The 12,558-nt window shown below is 65.7% G+C and carries 23 protein-coding genes and 2 pseudogenes; all 25 read left to right on the plus strand.

The genetic code is table 11. The features are described 5' to 3' along the window. The first annotated feature begins 5 nt into the window (after window positions 1–5). Window positions 6–287 carry a 30S ribosomal protein S19 gene (rpsS, locus tag ABZT04_RS14605; RefSeq protein ID WP_019055518.1) on the plus strand — a complete coding sequence of 94 codons (282 nt, stop codon included), beginning with the start codon at window positions 6–8 and terminating at the stop codon, window positions 285–287. 40 nt (window positions 288–327) lie between these two features. Beyond that, the gene (gene rplV / locus ABZT04_RS14610) at window positions 328–675 is read left to right on the plus strand and encodes a 50S ribosomal protein L22 (RefSeq protein WP_003974262.1); all 348 of its coding nucleotides are present in this window, start codon (window positions 328–330) and stop codon (window positions 673–675) included. Then, window positions 675–1,514 (plus strand): 30S ribosomal protein S3, encoded by an 840-nt coding sequence (gene rpsC, locus ABZT04_RS14615; protein WP_355905177.1) that lies wholly within the window; start codon window positions 675–677, stop codon window positions 1,512–1,514. The genes rplV and rpsC overlap by 1 nt, the downstream gene beginning before the upstream one ends. 5 nt (window positions 1,515–1,519) lie before the next feature. Continuing rightward, window positions 1,520–1,939, plus strand: a complete 420-nt coding sequence (rplP, locus tag ABZT04_RS14620) for a 50S ribosomal protein L16 (RefSeq protein WP_010986348.1) — start codon at window positions 1,520–1,522, stop codon at window positions 1,937–1,939. Next, the gene (gene rpmC, locus ABZT04_RS14625) at window positions 1,939–2,163 is read left to right on the plus strand and encodes a 50S ribosomal protein L29 (protein WP_003998824.1); all 225 of its coding nucleotides are present in this window, start codon (window positions 1,939–1,941) and stop codon (window positions 2,161–2,163) included. The genes rplP and rpmC overlap by 1 nt, the downstream gene beginning before the upstream one ends. Then, window positions 2,163–2,450 carry a 30S ribosomal protein S17 gene (gene rpsQ / locus ABZT04_RS14630; protein WP_019072282.1) on the plus strand — a complete coding sequence of 96 codons (288 nt, stop codon included), beginning with the start codon at window positions 2,163–2,165 and terminating at the stop codon, window positions 2,448–2,450. The genes rpmC and rpsQ overlap by 1 nt, the downstream gene beginning before the upstream one ends. 97 nt (window positions 2,451–2,547) lie before the next feature. Next, window positions 2,548–2,916, plus strand: coding sequence for a 50S ribosomal protein L14 (gene rplN, locus ABZT04_RS14635; RefSeq protein ID WP_003998823.1), 369 nt, complete (start codon window positions 2,548–2,550; stop codon window positions 2,914–2,916). A gap of 2 nt (window positions 2,917–2,918) precedes the next feature. Then, window positions 2,919–3,242, plus strand: a complete 324-nt coding sequence (gene rplX / locus ABZT04_RS14640) for a 50S ribosomal protein L24 (RefSeq protein WP_060901494.1) — start codon at window positions 2,919–2,921, stop codon at window positions 3,240–3,242. Continuing rightward, window positions 3,242–3,799 (plus strand): 50S ribosomal protein L5, encoded by a 558-nt coding sequence (rplE, locus tag ABZT04_RS14645; protein ID WP_019055523.1) that lies wholly within the window; start codon window positions 3,242–3,244, stop codon window positions 3,797–3,799. Before rplX ends, rplE begins: the two co-directional genes overlap by 1 nt. A gap of 5 nt (window positions 3,800–3,804) precedes the next feature. After that, window positions 3,805–3,990 (plus strand): type Z 30S ribosomal protein S14, encoded by a 186-nt coding sequence (locus tag ABZT04_RS14650; RefSeq protein WP_003948630.1) that lies wholly within the window; start codon window positions 3,805–3,807, stop codon window positions 3,988–3,990. Between the two features lie 213 nt (window positions 3,991–4,203). Next, window positions 4,204–4,602: a 30S ribosomal protein S8 gene (gene rpsH, locus ABZT04_RS14655; RefSeq protein WP_013001411.1), complete on the plus strand. Its 399-nt coding sequence runs from the start codon at window positions 4,204–4,206 to the stop codon at window positions 4,600–4,602. 22 nt (window positions 4,603–4,624) lie between these two features. Then, window positions 4,625–5,164: a 50S ribosomal protein L6 gene (gene rplF, locus ABZT04_RS14660; RefSeq protein ID WP_043676830.1), complete on the plus strand. Its 540-nt coding sequence runs from the start codon at window positions 4,625–4,627 to the stop codon at window positions 5,162–5,164. A 3-nt stretch (window positions 5,165–5,167) separates the two neighbouring features. Beyond that, window positions 5,168–5,551 (plus strand): 50S ribosomal protein L18, encoded by a 384-nt coding sequence (rplR, locus tag ABZT04_RS14665; protein ID WP_019055526.1) that lies wholly within the window; start codon window positions 5,168–5,170, stop codon window positions 5,549–5,551. Between the two features lie 37 nt (window positions 5,552–5,588). Beyond that, window positions 5,589–6,194 (plus strand): 30S ribosomal protein S5, encoded by a 606-nt coding sequence (gene rpsE, locus ABZT04_RS14670; protein ID WP_006376045.1) that lies wholly within the window; start codon window positions 5,589–5,591, stop codon window positions 6,192–6,194. Next, the gene (rpmD, locus tag ABZT04_RS14675) at window positions 6,194–6,376 is read left to right on the plus strand and encodes a 50S ribosomal protein L30 (protein ID WP_006376032.1); all 183 of its coding nucleotides are present in this window, start codon (window positions 6,194–6,196) and stop codon (window positions 6,374–6,376) included. The genes rpsE and rpmD overlap by 1 nt, the downstream gene beginning before the upstream one ends. Before the next feature lie 2 nt (window positions 6,377–6,378). Beyond that, window positions 6,379–6,834 (plus strand): 50S ribosomal protein L15, encoded by a 456-nt coding sequence (rplO, locus tag ABZT04_RS14680; protein WP_189190330.1) that lies wholly within the window; start codon window positions 6,379–6,381, stop codon window positions 6,832–6,834. A 294-nt stretch (window positions 6,835–7,128) separates the two neighbouring features. After that, window positions 7,129–8,442: a preprotein translocase subunit SecY gene (secY, locus tag ABZT04_RS14685; RefSeq protein WP_356056549.1), complete on the plus strand. Its 1,314-nt coding sequence runs from the start codon at window positions 7,129–7,131 to the stop codon at window positions 8,440–8,442. Further along, window positions 8,442–9,107, plus strand: a complete 666-nt coding sequence (locus ABZT04_RS14690; protein ID WP_356056550.1) for an adenylate kinase — start codon at window positions 8,442–8,444, stop codon at window positions 9,105–9,107. Before secY ends, ABZT04_RS14690 begins: the two co-directional genes overlap by 1 nt. Before the next feature lie 102 nt (window positions 9,108–9,209). Further along, window positions 9,210–10,046: a type I methionyl aminopeptidase gene (gene map / locus ABZT04_RS14695; protein WP_356056551.1), complete on the plus strand. Its 837-nt coding sequence runs from the start codon at window positions 9,210–9,212 to the stop codon at window positions 10,044–10,046. 104 nt (window positions 10,047–10,150) lie between these two features. After that, window positions 10,151–10,309, plus strand: a pseudogene (locus tag ABZT04_RS14700) (type I methionyl aminopeptidase); the annotation flags it as partial. A gap of 276 nt (window positions 10,310–10,585) precedes the next feature. Next, window positions 10,586–10,807 (plus strand): translation initiation factor IF-1, encoded by a 222-nt coding sequence (gene infA / locus ABZT04_RS14705; protein ID WP_003948620.1) that lies wholly within the window; start codon window positions 10,586–10,588, stop codon window positions 10,805–10,807. A 59-nt stretch (window positions 10,808–10,866) separates the two neighbouring features. Next, a complete protein-coding gene (rpmJ, locus tag ABZT04_RS14710; protein ID WP_003998809.1) occupies window positions 10,867–10,980 on the plus strand; it encodes a 50S ribosomal protein L36 in 114 nt (37 codons plus the stop codon). Window positions 10,981–11,186: 206 nt separating this feature from the next. After that, on the plus strand, window positions 11,187–11,567 hold the full coding sequence (gene rpsM, locus ABZT04_RS14715; RefSeq protein WP_019055531.1) for a 30S ribosomal protein S13: 381 nt from the start codon (window positions 11,187–11,189) through the stop codon (window positions 11,565–11,567). 69 nt (window positions 11,568–11,636) lie between these two features. After that, window positions 11,637–12,041: a 30S ribosomal protein S11 gene (rpsK, locus tag ABZT04_RS14720; RefSeq protein WP_003956432.1), complete on the plus strand. Its 405-nt coding sequence runs from the start codon at window positions 11,637–11,639 to the stop codon at window positions 12,039–12,041. 115 nt (window positions 12,042–12,156) lie between these two features. After that, window positions 12,157–12,558, plus strand: a pseudogene (locus ABZT04_RS14725) (DNA-directed RNA polymerase subunit alpha); the annotation flags it as partial.

The following is a 12,558-nucleotide window of genomic DNA, read 5'->3' on the forward strand; positions in this document are numbered from 1 at the left end:
TTTAGATGCCGCGCAGTCTCAAGAAGGGGCCCTTCGTCGACGGCCACCTCATCAAGAAGGTGGACGTACAGAACGAGGCCGGTTCCAAGAACGTCATCAAGACCTGGTCCCGCCGCTCGATGATCGTCCCGGCCATGCTCGGCCACACGATCGCGGTGCACAACGGCAAGACCCACATCCCGGTGTTTGTCACCGAGTCGATGGTCGGCCACAAGCTCGGCGAGTTCTCGCCGACGCGCACCTTCCGGGGTCACGTCAAGGACGACCGGAAGTCGAAGCGCCGCTAGCGCGGGGTGAACGACCATGACAAACACTGAAGGGACAACCATGGAAGCCAGGGCCCAGGCGCGGTACATCCGCGTCACGCCCATGAAGGCCCGCCGCGTGGTGGACCTCATCCGTGGCATGGACGCCACGGAGGCTCAGGCGGTCCTGCGTTTCGCCCCGCAGGCCGCGAGCGTGCCGGTCGGCAAGGTGCTGGACAGCGCCATTGCCAACGCCGCGCACAACTACGACCACACCGACGCCGACAGCCTCTTCATTTCCGAGGCTTACGTCGACGAGGGTCCGACCCTGAAGCGGTTCCGGCCGCGCGCCCAGGGCCGTGCCTACCGGATCCGCAAGCGGACCAGCCACATCACCGTGGTCGTCAGCAGCAAGGAAGGAACCCGGTAATGGGCCAGAAGGTTAACCCGCACGGGTTCCGGCTCGGCATCACCACGGACTTCAAGTCCCGGTGGTACGCCGACAAGCTGTACAAGGACTACGTCAAGGAAGACGTCGCCATCCGTCGGATGATGACGTCCGGCATGGAGCGCGCCGGCATCTCGAAGGTTGAGATCGAGCGCACCCGTGACCGCGTGCGGGTGGACATCCACACCGCTCGCCCGGGCATCGTCATCGGCCGCCGCGGCGCCGAGGCCGACCGCATCCGCGGTGACCTGGAGAAGCTGACCGGCAAGCAGGTCCAGCTGAACATCCTCGAGGTCAAGAACCCGGAGACGGACGCTCAGCTGGTGGCCCAGGCCGTCGCCGAGCAGCTGTCCTCCCGCGTCTCCTTCCGCCGCGCCATGCGTAAGAGCATGCAGTCGGCGATGAAGGCCGGCGCCAAGGGCATCAAGATCCAGTGCGGCGGTCGCCTCGGCGGCGCCGAGATGTCCCGCTCGGAGTTCTACCGCGAGGGCCGTGTGCCCCTGCACACGCTCCGCGCGAACGTGGACTACGGCTTCTTCGAGGCCAAGACGACCTTCGGCCGTATCGGCGTGAAGGTCTGGATCTACAAGGGCGATGTCAAGAACATCGCCGAGGTCCGCGCCGAGAACGCCGCTGCCCGCGCCGGCAACCGCCCGGCCCGTGGTGGCGGCGGCGCCGACCGCCCGGCCCGTGGTGGCCGTGGCGGCGAGCGCGGCGGTCGCGGTCGCAAGCCGCAGCAGGCTGCTCCCGCTGCCGAGGCCCCCAAGGCCGAGGCTCCGGCGGCTGCCGCTCCGGCTGAGAGCACCGGAACGGAGGCCTGACCGACATGCTGATCCCCCGTAGGGTCAAGCACCGCAAGCAGCACCACCCCAAGCGCCGTGGTCAGGCCAAGGGCGGTACGCAGGTTTCGTTCGGCGAGTACGGCATTCAGGCCCTCACGCCGGCGTACGTGACGAACCGCCAGATCGAGGCCGCCCGTATCGCGATGACCCGCCACATCAAGCGTGGCGGCAAGGTCTGGATCAACATCTACCCGGACCGCCCGCTCACGAAGAAGCCTGCCGAGACCCGCATGGGTTCCGGTAAGGGTTCTCCCGAGTGGTGGATCGCGAACGTGCACCCGGGCCGGGTCATGTTCGAGCTGTCCTACCCCAACGAGAAGATCGCCCGTGAGGCCCTGACTCGCGCAGCCCACAAGCTGCCGATGAAGTGCCGGATCGTCAAGCGCGAGGCAGGTGAAGCGTGATGTCGGCCGGTACCAAGGCGTCCGAGCTGCGCGAACTGGGTGACGAGGAGCTTCTCGCGAAGCTCCGCGAAGCCAAGGAAGAGCTGTTCAACCTCCGCTTCCAGGCGGCGACCGGTCAGCTCGAGAACCACGGTCGGCTCAAGGCCGTCCGCAAGGACATCGCGCGGATCTACACCCTGATGCGTGAGCGCGAGCTGGGCATCGAGACGGTGGAGAGCGCCTGATGAGCGAGAGCAACGTGACTGAAGAGCAGACCGCTTCCCGCGGCTTCCGCAAGACCCGTGAGGGTCTCGTCGTCAGCGACAAGATGGACAAGACCGTCGTCGTCGCCGTCGAGGACCGCGTGAAGCACGCGCTGTACGGCAAGGTCATCCGCCGTACGAACAAGCTCAAGGCCCACGACGAGCAGAACGCGGCCGGCGTCGGCGACCGGGTCCTCCTGATGGAGACCCGTCCGCTGTCGGCGACCAAGCGCTGGCGCATCGTCGAGATCCTCGAGAAGGCCAAGTAATTCTCCTGCGGGCAACCTCGCAGGACAGTTCCGCCAGGCTCCAAGGGCCGTTCACTGAACGGCCCTTGGGGAACCGGCAGACGATCAGGAGATAGACGTGATCCAGCAGGAGTCGCGACTGCGCGTCGCCGACAACACTGGTGCGAAGGAAATCCTTTGCATCCGTGTGCTCGGTGGCTCCGGTCGCCGCTACGCGGGCATCGGTGACGTCATCGTCGCCACCGTCAAGGACGCGATCCCCGGTGGCAACGTGAAGAAGGGTGACGTCGTCAAGGCGGTCATCGTTCGCACCGTGAAGGAGCGCCGTCGTCCGGACGGCTCGTACATCCGCTTCGACGAGAACGCCGCCGTCATTCTGAAGAACGACGGCGACCCTCGCGGCACCCGCATCTTCGGCCCGGTCGGGCGCGAGCTGCGCGAGAAGAAGTTCATGAAGATCATCTCGCTGGCTCCGGAGGTGCTGTAAGCATGAAGATCAAGAAGGGTGACACGGTTCAGGTCATCACCGGCAAGGACAAGGGCAAGCAGGGCAAGGTCATTGCCGCTTACCCGCGCGACGAGCGCGTCCTGGTCGAGGGTGTCAACCGGGTCAAGAAGCACACCAAGGCCGGCCCGACCGCCAGCGGTTCGCAGGCCGGCGGCATCGTCACGACCGAGGCGCCGATCCACGTCTCCAACGTCCAGCTGGTCGTTGAGAAGGACGGCAACAAGGTCGTCACGCGTGTCGGCTACCGCTTCGACGACGAGGGCAACAAGATCCGCGTTGCCAAGCGGACGGGTGAGGACATCTGATGACTACCACCACCAGCCCGCGTCTCAAGACGAAGTACCGCGAGGAGATCGCGGGCAAGCTGCGTGAGGAGTTCTCCTACGAGAACGTCATGCAGATCCCCGGCCTCGTCAAGATCGTGGTCAACATGGGTGTCGGCGACGCCGCCCGTGACTCCAAGCTCATGGACGGTGCCGTCCGTGACCTGACCACGATCACCGGTCAGAAGCCGGCCATCACCAAGGCCCGCAAGTCCATCGCGCAGTTCAAGCTGCGCGAGGGTCAGCCGATCGGTGCCCACGTCACGCTCCGTGGCGACCGCATGTGGGAGTTCCTGGACCGCACCCTGTCGCTCGCGCTTCCGCGCATCCGCGACTTCCGTGGTCTGTCTCCCAAGCAGTTCGACGGTCGTGGCAACTACACCTTCGGTCTCACCGAGCAGGTCATGTTCCACGAGATCGACCAGGACAAGATCGACCGCGTCCGGGGTATGGACATCACCGTGGTGACCACGGCGACCAACGACGCCGAAGGCCGTGCCCTTCTCCGTCACCTCGGCTTCCCCTTCAAGGAGGCGTAAGCGAGATGGCGAAGAAGGCTCTCATTGCCAAGGCTGCTCGTAAGCCCAAGTTCGGTGTGCGTGGCTACACCCGCTGCCAGCGCTGCGGCCGCCCGCACTCCGTGTACCGCAAGTTCGGCCTGTGCCGCGTGTGCCTTCGTGAGATGGCTCACCGTGGCGAGCTGCCGGGCGTGACCAAGAGCTCCTGGTAGTCCGGTAGTTCCGGACTCCCGAAGCTCTCGGTAAGTAAAGGGCACGGTCAGGTGCCCACCCCTCCATGGCTTAGGCTAGGAGGGTTGGGCGCCTGATTGCCGCCCATACGACTTACTACGCCGTAGGTCCACCGCACCGCACCCGCCTCGTCTCGGATCGAGGAGAGGGATGGGCACCTGGAAACCCCGGCGAGAGAGGCCGAAGGCCAATTCATGACCATGACTGATCCGATCGCAGACATGCTTACGCGTCTGCGGAACGCGAACTCGGCATACCACGACTCCGTGACGATGCCGGCGTCCAAGATCAAGTCCCACATCGCGGAGATCCTCCAGCAGGAGGGCTTCATCACGGGCTGGAAGGTCGAGGACGCCGAGGTCGGCAAGAACCTCGTCCTGGAGCTGAAGTTCGGCCCCAACCGTGAGCGCTCCATCGCGGGCATCAAGCGGATCTCCAAGCCCGGTCTCCGGGTTTACGCGAAGTCCACCTCCCTGCCCAAGGTGCTGGGCGGCCTCGGCGTGGCGATCATCTCCACGTCGCACGGTCTCCTCACCGACAAGCAGGCCGGCAAGAAGGGCGTAGGCGGAGAAGTTCTCGCCTACGTCTGGTAGCGGAAAGGAATCGGAAGAAGCTATGTCGCGTATTGGCAAGCTCCCCATCACGGTTCCCGCCGGCGTGGACGTCACCATCGACGGCCGTACGGTCTCGGTCAAGGGCCCCAAGGGCTCGCTGACCCACACCGTCGCATCGCCGATCGACATCGCCAAGGGTGAGGACGGCGTTCTCAACGTCACCCGCCCCAACGACGAGCGTCAGAACAAGGCCCTGCACGGCCTGTCCCGCACGCTGGTGGCGAACATGATCACCGGCGTGACCGAGGGTTACGTGAAGAAGCTCGAGATCAGCGGTGTCGGTTACCGCGTTGCGGCCAAGGGATCGAACCTCGAGTTCGCGCTCGGCTACAGCCACTCGATCACGGTCGAGGCGCCCGAGGGCATCTCGTTCAAGGTCGAGAACCCGACGCACTTCTCGGTCGAGGGCATCGACAAGCAGAAGGTCGGCGAGGTTGCGGCCAACATCCGCAAGCTGCGCAAGCCCGACCCGTACAAGGCCAAGGGCGTCAAGTACGAGGGCGAAGTCATCCGGCGCAAGGTCGGAAAGGCGGGTAAGTAAGCCATGGCATACGGTACGAAGATCGCTAAGGGCGACGCTTACAAGCGTGCTGCCATCAAGCGTCGTCACATCCGCATCCGGAAGCACATTTCCGGTACGGCTGAGCGTCCGCGCCTGGTCGTGACCCGCTCCAACCGCCACATCGTGGCCCAGGTCATCGACGACATCAAGGGTCACACCCTGGCGTCGGCGTCGACCCTGGACACCTCGATCCGCGGCGGCGAGAGCGACAAGTCCGCGCAGGCCAAGTCGGTCGGCGCCCTGGTCGCCGAGCGCGCCAAGGCCGCCGGTGTCGAGGCTGTCGTATTCGACCGTGGCGGCAATCAGTACGCGGGGCGCATCGCCGCCCTGGCGGACGCCGCCCGCGAAGCCGGACTGAAGTTCTAGTCGCTTCCGTAGCTAGCGGAAAGAGAGAGGTAATCCAATGGCTGGACCCCAGCGCCGTGGAAGCGGTGCCGGTGGCGGCGAGCGGCGGGACCGGAAGGGCCGTGACGGCGGCGCTGCTGCCGCCGAGAAGACCGCGTACGTTGAGCGCGTAGTCGCGATCAACCGCGTCGCCAAGGTTGTCAAGGGTGGTCGTCGTTTCAGCTTCACCGCGCTGGTCGTGGTGGGCGACGGTGACGGCACCGTGGGTGTCGGTTACGGCAAGGCCAAGGAGGTGCCGGCCGCCATCGCCAAGGGTGTTGAGGAGGCCAAGAAGCACTTCTTCAAGGTCCCCCGTATCCAGGGCACCATCCCGCACCCGATCACGGGCGAGAAGGCCGCGGGCGTCGTCCTGCTCAAGCCTGCTTCCCCCGGTACCGGCGTTATCGCCGGTGGCCCGGTGCGAGCTGTCCTGGAGTGCGCCGGCGTGCACGACATCCTGTCGAAGTCGCTCGGCTCGTCCAACGCGATCAACATCGTGCACGCGACCGTGGCGGCCCTCAAGGGCCTGCAGCGTCCCGAGGAGATCGCGGCCCGCCGCGGTCTGCCCCTCGAGGACGTCGCCCCCGCGGCTCTCCTTCGTGCACGTGCCGGGGCGGGTGCGTAATGGCTCGCCTCAAGGTCACGCAGACGAAGTCGTACATCGGCAGCAAGCAGAACCACCGTGACACTCTGCGGTCCCTTGGTCTCAAGGGGATCAACACCGTGGTCGTCAAGGAGGACCGCCCCGAGTTCCGCGGAATGGTGCACACCGTCCGCCACCTCGTGACGGTTGAGGAGGTCGACTGATCATGGCGGAGAACAACCCGCTCAAGATCCACAACCTCCGTCCCGCCCCGGGCGCCAAGACCGCCAAGACCCGTGTGGGTCGTGGTGAGGCGTCGAAGGGTAAGACGGCCGGTCGTGGAACCAAGGGTACGAAGGCCCGTTACCAGGTTCCGGAGCGCTTCGAGGGTGGCCAGATGCCCCTCCACATGCGTCTTCCGAAGCTGAAGGGCTTCCGCAACCCGTTCAAGACCGAGTTCCAGGTCGTGAACCTCGACAAGCTGGGCGCGCTGTACCCGGAGGGTGGCGAGGTCACCGTAGAGGGTCTCGTCGCCAAGGGTGCCGTTCGCAAGAACAGCCTCGTCAAGGTGCTCGGCCAGGGCGAGATCTCCGTGGCGCTGCAGGTGACGGTCGACGCCGTCTCCGGCTCCGCCAAGGAGAAGATCACCGCCGCCGGCGGCACCGTCACCGAGCTCGTCTGAGCCCGGTCGGTCCCACCGCACACGTACAAGGGCCGGGCAGCTCCCCTTCGGGGGAACTGCCCGGCCCTTGCCGTTCGTTCTCCCGTTCGCGGAGAGCGTCAACATGATGACGGCCGTCTCTCAGGGGAACTTCACCTGGCTGCACGGGCACTGTTAGAGTCCGTAGGTCCACCTATACGCGCGCGCGGTATGCCGTTCGGTGTCGGGGTGGTAGAAAACATCGTTCGGCCCCGCTGGGCCCTGTTCATACGACTAGTCCCTGCCGCGCGCGTCGCGGGGGTCGCAGGAGGAACCGTGCTCACCGCGTTCGCCCGGGCGTTCAGGACGCCCGACCTGCGCAAGAAGCTGCTTTTCACGCTCGGCATCATCGTGGTCTACCGCGTGGGTACCCACGTACCGATCCCGGGCGTGAACTACACAGCCGTACAACAGTGTGTGACCGAGGCCTCCGGCAACCAAGGCCTGTTCGGCCTGGTCAACATGTTCTCCGGTGGCGCGTTGCTGCAGATCACCATCTTCGCGCTGGGAATCATGCCGTACATCACGGCGAGCATCATCCTCCAGCTGCTGACCGTGGTGATCCCGCGCCTCGAAGCCCTCAAGAAGGAGGGCCAGGCCGGTACGGCGAAGATCACGCAGTACACCCGCTATCTGACGGTGGCCCTCGCCATCCTCCAGGGCACCGGTCTGGTCGCCACCGCCCGCAGCGGCGCGCTGTTCAGCGGTTGCTCGGCCGCCACCTCGATCGTGCCCGACCGCGCCATCTTCACCACGATCACGATGGTCGTCACCATGACCGCCGGCACCGGCGTCGTGATGTGGCTCGGCGAGCTCATCACCGACCGCGGCATCGGCAACGGCATGTCGATCCTGATGTTCATCTCGATCGCGGCCACCTTCCCGTCCGCGCTGTGGACCATCAAGAAGCAGGGCACGCTGGCCGGCGGCTGGATCGAGTTCGGCACCGTCATCCTCGTCGGCCTGGTGATGGTCGGCCTGGTGGTCTTCGTCGAACAGGCCCAGCGCCGCATCCCGGTGCAGTACGCGAAGCGCATGATCGGCCGCCGTTCCTACGGCGGTACATCGACCTACATCCCGCTGAAGGTCAACCAGGCGGGTGTGATCCCGGTCATCTTCGCGTCGTCGCTGCTCTACATCCCGGCTCTGGTCGCGCAGTTCTCCAGCGGCGACGCCGCCTGGAAGACCTGGGTGACGCAGAACCTGACCAAGGGTGACCACCCGATCTACATCACCGCGTACTTCCTCCTGATCGTTTTCTTCGCGTTCTTCTACGTGGCGATCTCCTTCAACCCCGAGGAAGTCGCCGACAACATGAAGAAGTATGGTGGCTTCATCCCGGGCATCCGGGCTGGCCGACCGACCGCTGAGTACCTGAGCTACGTACTCAACCGGATCACCTGGCCGGGTTCGCTGTATTTGGGTCTGATCGCTCTCGTCCCGACGATGGCGTTGGTGGGCTTCGGGGCAAGCCAGAACTTCCCGTTCGGTGGTACCAGCATCCTGATCATCGTGGGTGTGGGTCTGGAGACGGTGAAGCAGATCGAGAGCCAGCTCCAGCAGCGCAATTACGAAGGGTTCCTCCGCTGATGCGAATCGTCCTCGTCGGGCCGCCGGGTGCCGGTAAGGGTACGCAGGCTGTGCGCCTCGCCAAGACGCTGCACATCCCGCACATCTCCACGGGCGACCTCTTCCGTGCCAACATCAGTCAGGCCACGGAACTCGGCAAACTGGCGAAGTCCTACATGGACGCGGGCAACCTGGTCCCGGACGAGGTCACCATTGCGATGGCCAAGGACCGCATGGAGCAGCCGGACGCCGCCAACGGCTTTCTGCTGGACGGTTTTCCGCGCAACGTGTCGCAGGCCGAGGCGCTGGACGAGTTGCTGAAGACCGAGGGCATCAAGCTGGACGCGGTGCTCGACCTGGAGGTCTCCGAGGACGAGGTGGTCAAGCGCATCGCGGGCCGCCGCATCTGCCGGAAGGACTCCAGCCACGTCTTCCACGTGACGTACAGCCCGCCGAAGCAGGACGGCGTCTGTGACGTCTGCGGCGGAGAGCTGTACCAGCGCGACGACGACTCCGAGGACACGGTCCGCACCCGCCTGGAGGTCTACCACACGCAGACCGAGCCGATCATCGACTACTACAAGGCCCAGGGCCTGGTGGTCACGATCTCCTCGCTCGGTCCGGTGGACGAGGTCACCCAGCGGGCGCTGGAGGCGCTGAAGCGCGAGGACGAGAGCGACAAGTAGGAGTCAGGCAGTTCCGGCCGCGGTGCCCGCACGGGTGCCGCGGCCGTACTGTTGTGTACAGCCATTCCCATGTGACACGGAAGACGGAGAGCGCAGGCCCCCATGGTGCAGATCAAGACCCCCGAGCAGATCGCCAAGATGCGCGAGGCGGGGCTGGTCGTCGCCGCGATCCACGCGGCCACGCGTGAGGCCGCGGTGCCCGGCGCCAGCACGAAGGATCTGGACGAGGTCGCCCGCAAGGTCCTCGCGGACCACAACGCGAAGCCGAACTTCCTTGGCTACGGCGGCTTCCCGGCCACCATCTGCACCTCGGTGAACGAGGTCGTCGTCCACGGCATCCCCTCCGACGAGGTCGTCCTGAAGGACGGCGACATCATCTCCATCGACTGCGGCGCGATCATCGACGGCTGGCACGGCGACGCGGCGTACACCGCCTTCGTCGGCTCCGGCCACGCCCCCGAACTGATCGAGCTCTCCCGGGTCACCGAGGAGTCGATGTGGGCCGGCATCGCGGCCATGAAGCTCGGCAACCGCCTGGTCGACATCTCCCGCGCCATCGAGACGTACATCCGCCGCCAGCCGAAGCCCGGCGGCGGCAAGTACGGAATCATCGAGGACTACGGCGGCCACGGCATCGGCACCGAGATGCACATGGACCCGCACCTCCTGAACTACGTGGAGAAGCGCCGAGGCAAGGGCCCCAAGCTGATCCCCGGCTTCTGCCTCGCCATCGAGCCCATGGTCTCCCTCGGCACCCCGAAGACCGAGGTCCTCTCCGACGACTGGACGGTCATCACGACCGACGGCACGTGGTCCTCCCACTGGGAGCATTCGATCGCGCTGACGGAGGAGGGGCCACTCGTGTTGACGGCTCCGGACGGCGGCAGGGCGAAGCTGGCGGGGCACGGCATTACGGCCGCACCGGATCCGCTGGCGTGACGGGGGCCCGAGCCGCGACCGCCGGTCGGAGGCCGGCGCAGCCGCTCGAAGCTTGTGAGGCGCCCCTGGCGCCGAGCCCGCGAGAGGGGCGTCGGGAATCGGTCGACTGGACGGTCATCACGACCGACGGCACGTGGTCCTCCCACTGGGAGCATTCGATCGCGCTGACGGAGGAGGGGCCCCTCGTGCTGACGGCTCCGGACGGCGGCAGGGCGAAGCTGGCGGAGCACGGGATCACGGCTGCGCCGGATCCTCTTGCTTAGTTCTTCGGCAGGGGGACACGGTGGGGGCTTGTCTTGCCCACGCTGCGGCAGCCGCACATCGGCACAGACCCGCGTCCCTCTGGGACGCGTATCTCGGGGCGCCGTACAGCCCCGCGTGCTTAACGATCTACGCGCTGGGGCATCCTTCCTCGATTCGTCTTTCCGAGAGGCCTGACGTAGACTGACTCGTCGGCTCTCGTGCACCCGCATGTCCGCATGCACCCCGCAAGGGGAACGCACCGAGTCGATCAAGGTAGTCGATTCGAAGGGCGAAGCGTGGCCAAGAAGCAAGGTGCCATCGAGATCGAGGGCACTGTCGTCGAGTCTCTTCCGAACGCCATGTTCAAGGTCGAGCTCCAGAACGGCCACCAGGTCCTGGCACACATCAGCGGCAAGATGCGTATGCACTACATCCGTATCCTCCCTGACGACCGGGTCGTGGTGGAGCTGTCTCCGTACGACCTCACGCGTGGCCGGATCGTCTACCGCTACAAGTAGATCTTGCCCAGGTTCCGCGCGAGCGGCGCCGAAGGCAACTGACCCGGAGAACCTCACCAATGAAGGTCAAGCCGAGCGTCAAGAAGATCTGCGACAAGTGCAGGGTGATCCGCCGTCACGGTCGGGTCATGGTCATCTGCGAGAACCCGCGCCACAAGCAGCGCCAGGGCTGACGCACGACCTTCCCTCTGCATCGATTCGCAGAGTTTCGCGCGACGCGAGCAACACATGTTCATACGCAGGACCCAGGCGTAGTAGGCGCCTGACACCCCCGGCTCGGAGGCTGGGGACCCACGCCGTACCAAATCTTCGAAGGAAGAGGCCGGCGGCTGGGATCCGGTTCTGCGGAAGACCTCCGAAGATCAACTGGAGCCATTGAATGGCACGCGTTTCCGGTGTCGACATCCCGCGCGAAAAGCGCGTGGAGGTCGCCCTCACCTACGTGTTCGGCATTGGTCGGACCCTTTCCCAGCTGACGCTGGCCGAGACCGGCATCGACCCCAACACCCGCGTTCGCGACCTCTCGGAAGAGCAGCTCGTCGCGATTCGTGAGTACGTCGACGCCAACATCAAGACCGAGGGTGACCTCCGTCGCGAGATCCAGGCCGACATCCGCCGCAAGGTGGAGATCGGCTGCTACCAGGGTCTCCGTCACCGTCGTGGTCTGCCCGTACGCGGTCAGCGCACCAGCACGAACGCTCGTACCCGCAAGGGTCCGCGTCGCGCCATCGCCGGCAAGAAGAAGCCGGGCAAGAAGTAGTCCGCAGCGGACAACGCTTCACCAGCGGTCTTCGCTGTAGGACCGACCACCTCCCCGTAGGAGTAATAGATGCCCCCCAAGGGTCGTCAGGGCGCTGCCAAGAAGGTGCGCCGCAAGGAAAAGAAGAACGTCGCTCACGGCCACGCGCACATCAAGAGCACGTTCAACAACACGATCGTCTCGATCACGGACCCCTCGGGCAACGTGATCTCCTGGGCCTCCGCCGGCCACGTCGGCTTCAAGGGCTCGCGCAAGTCCACCCCCTTCGCCGCGCAGATGGCCGCCGAGTCGGCCGCCCGTCGCGCGCAGGAGCACGGCATGCGCAAGGTCGACGTCTTCGTGAAGGGCCCGGGCTCCGGTCGCGAGACCGCGATCCGCTCCCTCCAGGCCACCGGTCTTGAGGTCGGCTCCATCCAGGACGTCACCCCCACCCCGCACAACGGCTGCCGTCCGCCGAAGCGCCGCCGCGTCTGACGCACGGTTGTCTTGAGGATTCGGGCGGTACGGCACTTCGGTGCCGTATCGCCCGTACCCTTGTAGCAATCAAGGACATCAAATAGTGGGTGTCCATGACTGAAGGAATCACCTCATGCTGATCGCTCAGCGTCCGTCTCTGACCGAAGAGGTCGTGGACGAATTCCGTTCCCGGTTCGTGATCGAACCGCTGGAGCCGGGCTTCGGCTACACCCTCGGCAACTCCCTCCGTCGCACCCTCCTCTCGTCGATCCCCGGCGCCGCTGTCACCAGCATCCGGATCGACGGTGTCCTGCACGAGTTCACCACCGTGCCGGGCGTCAAGGAGGACGTCACCGACCTGATCCTCAACATCAAGCAGCTCGTGGTCTCCTCGGAGCACGACGAGCCGGTCGTGATGTACCTGCGCAAGCAGGGTCCGGGTCTGGTCACCGCCGCCGACATCGCGCCCCCGGCCGGTGTCGTCATCGCCCGTCTCCTCGCGCGCCTGACGACGGTTTCCGCACCACCGGACCTG

The organism is Streptomyces sp. NPDC005492 (assembly GCF_040605995.1).
GTDB lineage: Bacteria > Actinomycetota > Actinomycetes > Streptomycetales > Streptomycetaceae > Streptomyces.

Coding starts and splice junctions, on each gene's coding strand:
- rplV (WP_003974262.1), top strand. CDS start 328: ATGGAAGCCAGGGCCCAGGCGCGGTACATCCGCGTCACGCCCATGAAG.
- map (WP_356056551.1), top strand. CDS start 9,210: ATGGTGCAGATCAAGACCCCCGAGCAGATCGCCAAGATGCGCGAGGCG.
- rpsE (WP_006376045.1), top strand. CDS start 5,589: ATGGCTGGACCCCAGCGCCGTGGAAGCGGTGCCGGTGGCGGCGAGCGG.
- rplP (WP_010986348.1), top strand. CDS start 1,520: ATGCTGATCCCCCGTAGGGTCAAGCACCGCAAGCAGCACCACCCCAAG.
- rplO (WP_189190330.1), top strand. CDS start 6,379: ATGGCGGAGAACAACCCGCTCAAGATCCACAACCTCCGTCCCGCCCCG.
- rplR (WP_019055526.1), top strand. CDS start 5,168: ATGGCATACGGTACGAAGATCGCTAAGGGCGACGCTTACAAGCGTGCT.
- rpsH (WP_013001411.1), top strand. CDS start 4,204: ATGACCATGACTGATCCGATCGCAGACATGCTTACGCGTCTGCGGAAC.
- rplE (WP_019055523.1), top strand. CDS start 3,242: ATGACTACCACCACCAGCCCGCGTCTCAAGACGAAGTACCGCGAGGAG.
- rplX (WP_060901494.1), top strand. CDS start 2,919: ATGAAGATCAAGAAGGGTGACACGGTTCAGGTCATCACCGGCAAGGAC.
- rpsS (WP_019055518.1), top strand. CDS start 6: ATGCCGCGCAGTCTCAAGAAGGGGCCCTTCGTCGACGGCCACCTCATC.
- rpmD (WP_006376032.1), top strand. CDS start 6,194: ATGGCTCGCCTCAAGGTCACGCAGACGAAGTCGTACATCGGCAGCAAG.
- rpsK (WP_003956432.1), top strand. CDS start 11,637: ATGCCCCCCAAGGGTCGTCAGGGCGCTGCCAAGAAGGTGCGCCGCAAG.
- rpsM (WP_019055531.1), top strand. CDS start 11,187: ATGGCACGCGTTTCCGGTGTCGACATCCCGCGCGAAAAGCGCGTGGAG.
- ABZT04_RS14650 (WP_003948630.1), top strand. CDS start 3,805: ATGGCGAAGAAGGCTCTCATTGCCAAGGCTGCTCGTAAGCCCAAGTTC.
- rpsC (WP_355905177.1), top strand. CDS start 675: ATGGGCCAGAAGGTTAACCCGCACGGGTTCCGGCTCGGCATCACCACG.
- rpmJ (WP_003998809.1), top strand. CDS start 10,867: ATGAAGGTCAAGCCGAGCGTCAAGAAGATCTGCGACAAGTGCAGGGTG.
- rpsQ (WP_019072282.1), top strand. CDS start 2,163: ATGAGCGAGAGCAACGTGACTGAAGAGCAGACCGCTTCCCGCGGCTTC.
- rpmC (WP_003998824.1), top strand. CDS start 1,939: ATGTCGGCCGGTACCAAGGCGTCCGAGCTGCGCGAACTGGGTGACGAG.
- ABZT04_RS14690 (WP_356056550.1), top strand. CDS start 8,442: ATGCGAATCGTCCTCGTCGGGCCGCCGGGTGCCGGTAAGGGTACGCAG.
- rplF (WP_043676830.1), top strand. CDS start 4,625: ATGTCGCGTATTGGCAAGCTCCCCATCACGGTTCCCGCCGGCGTGGAC.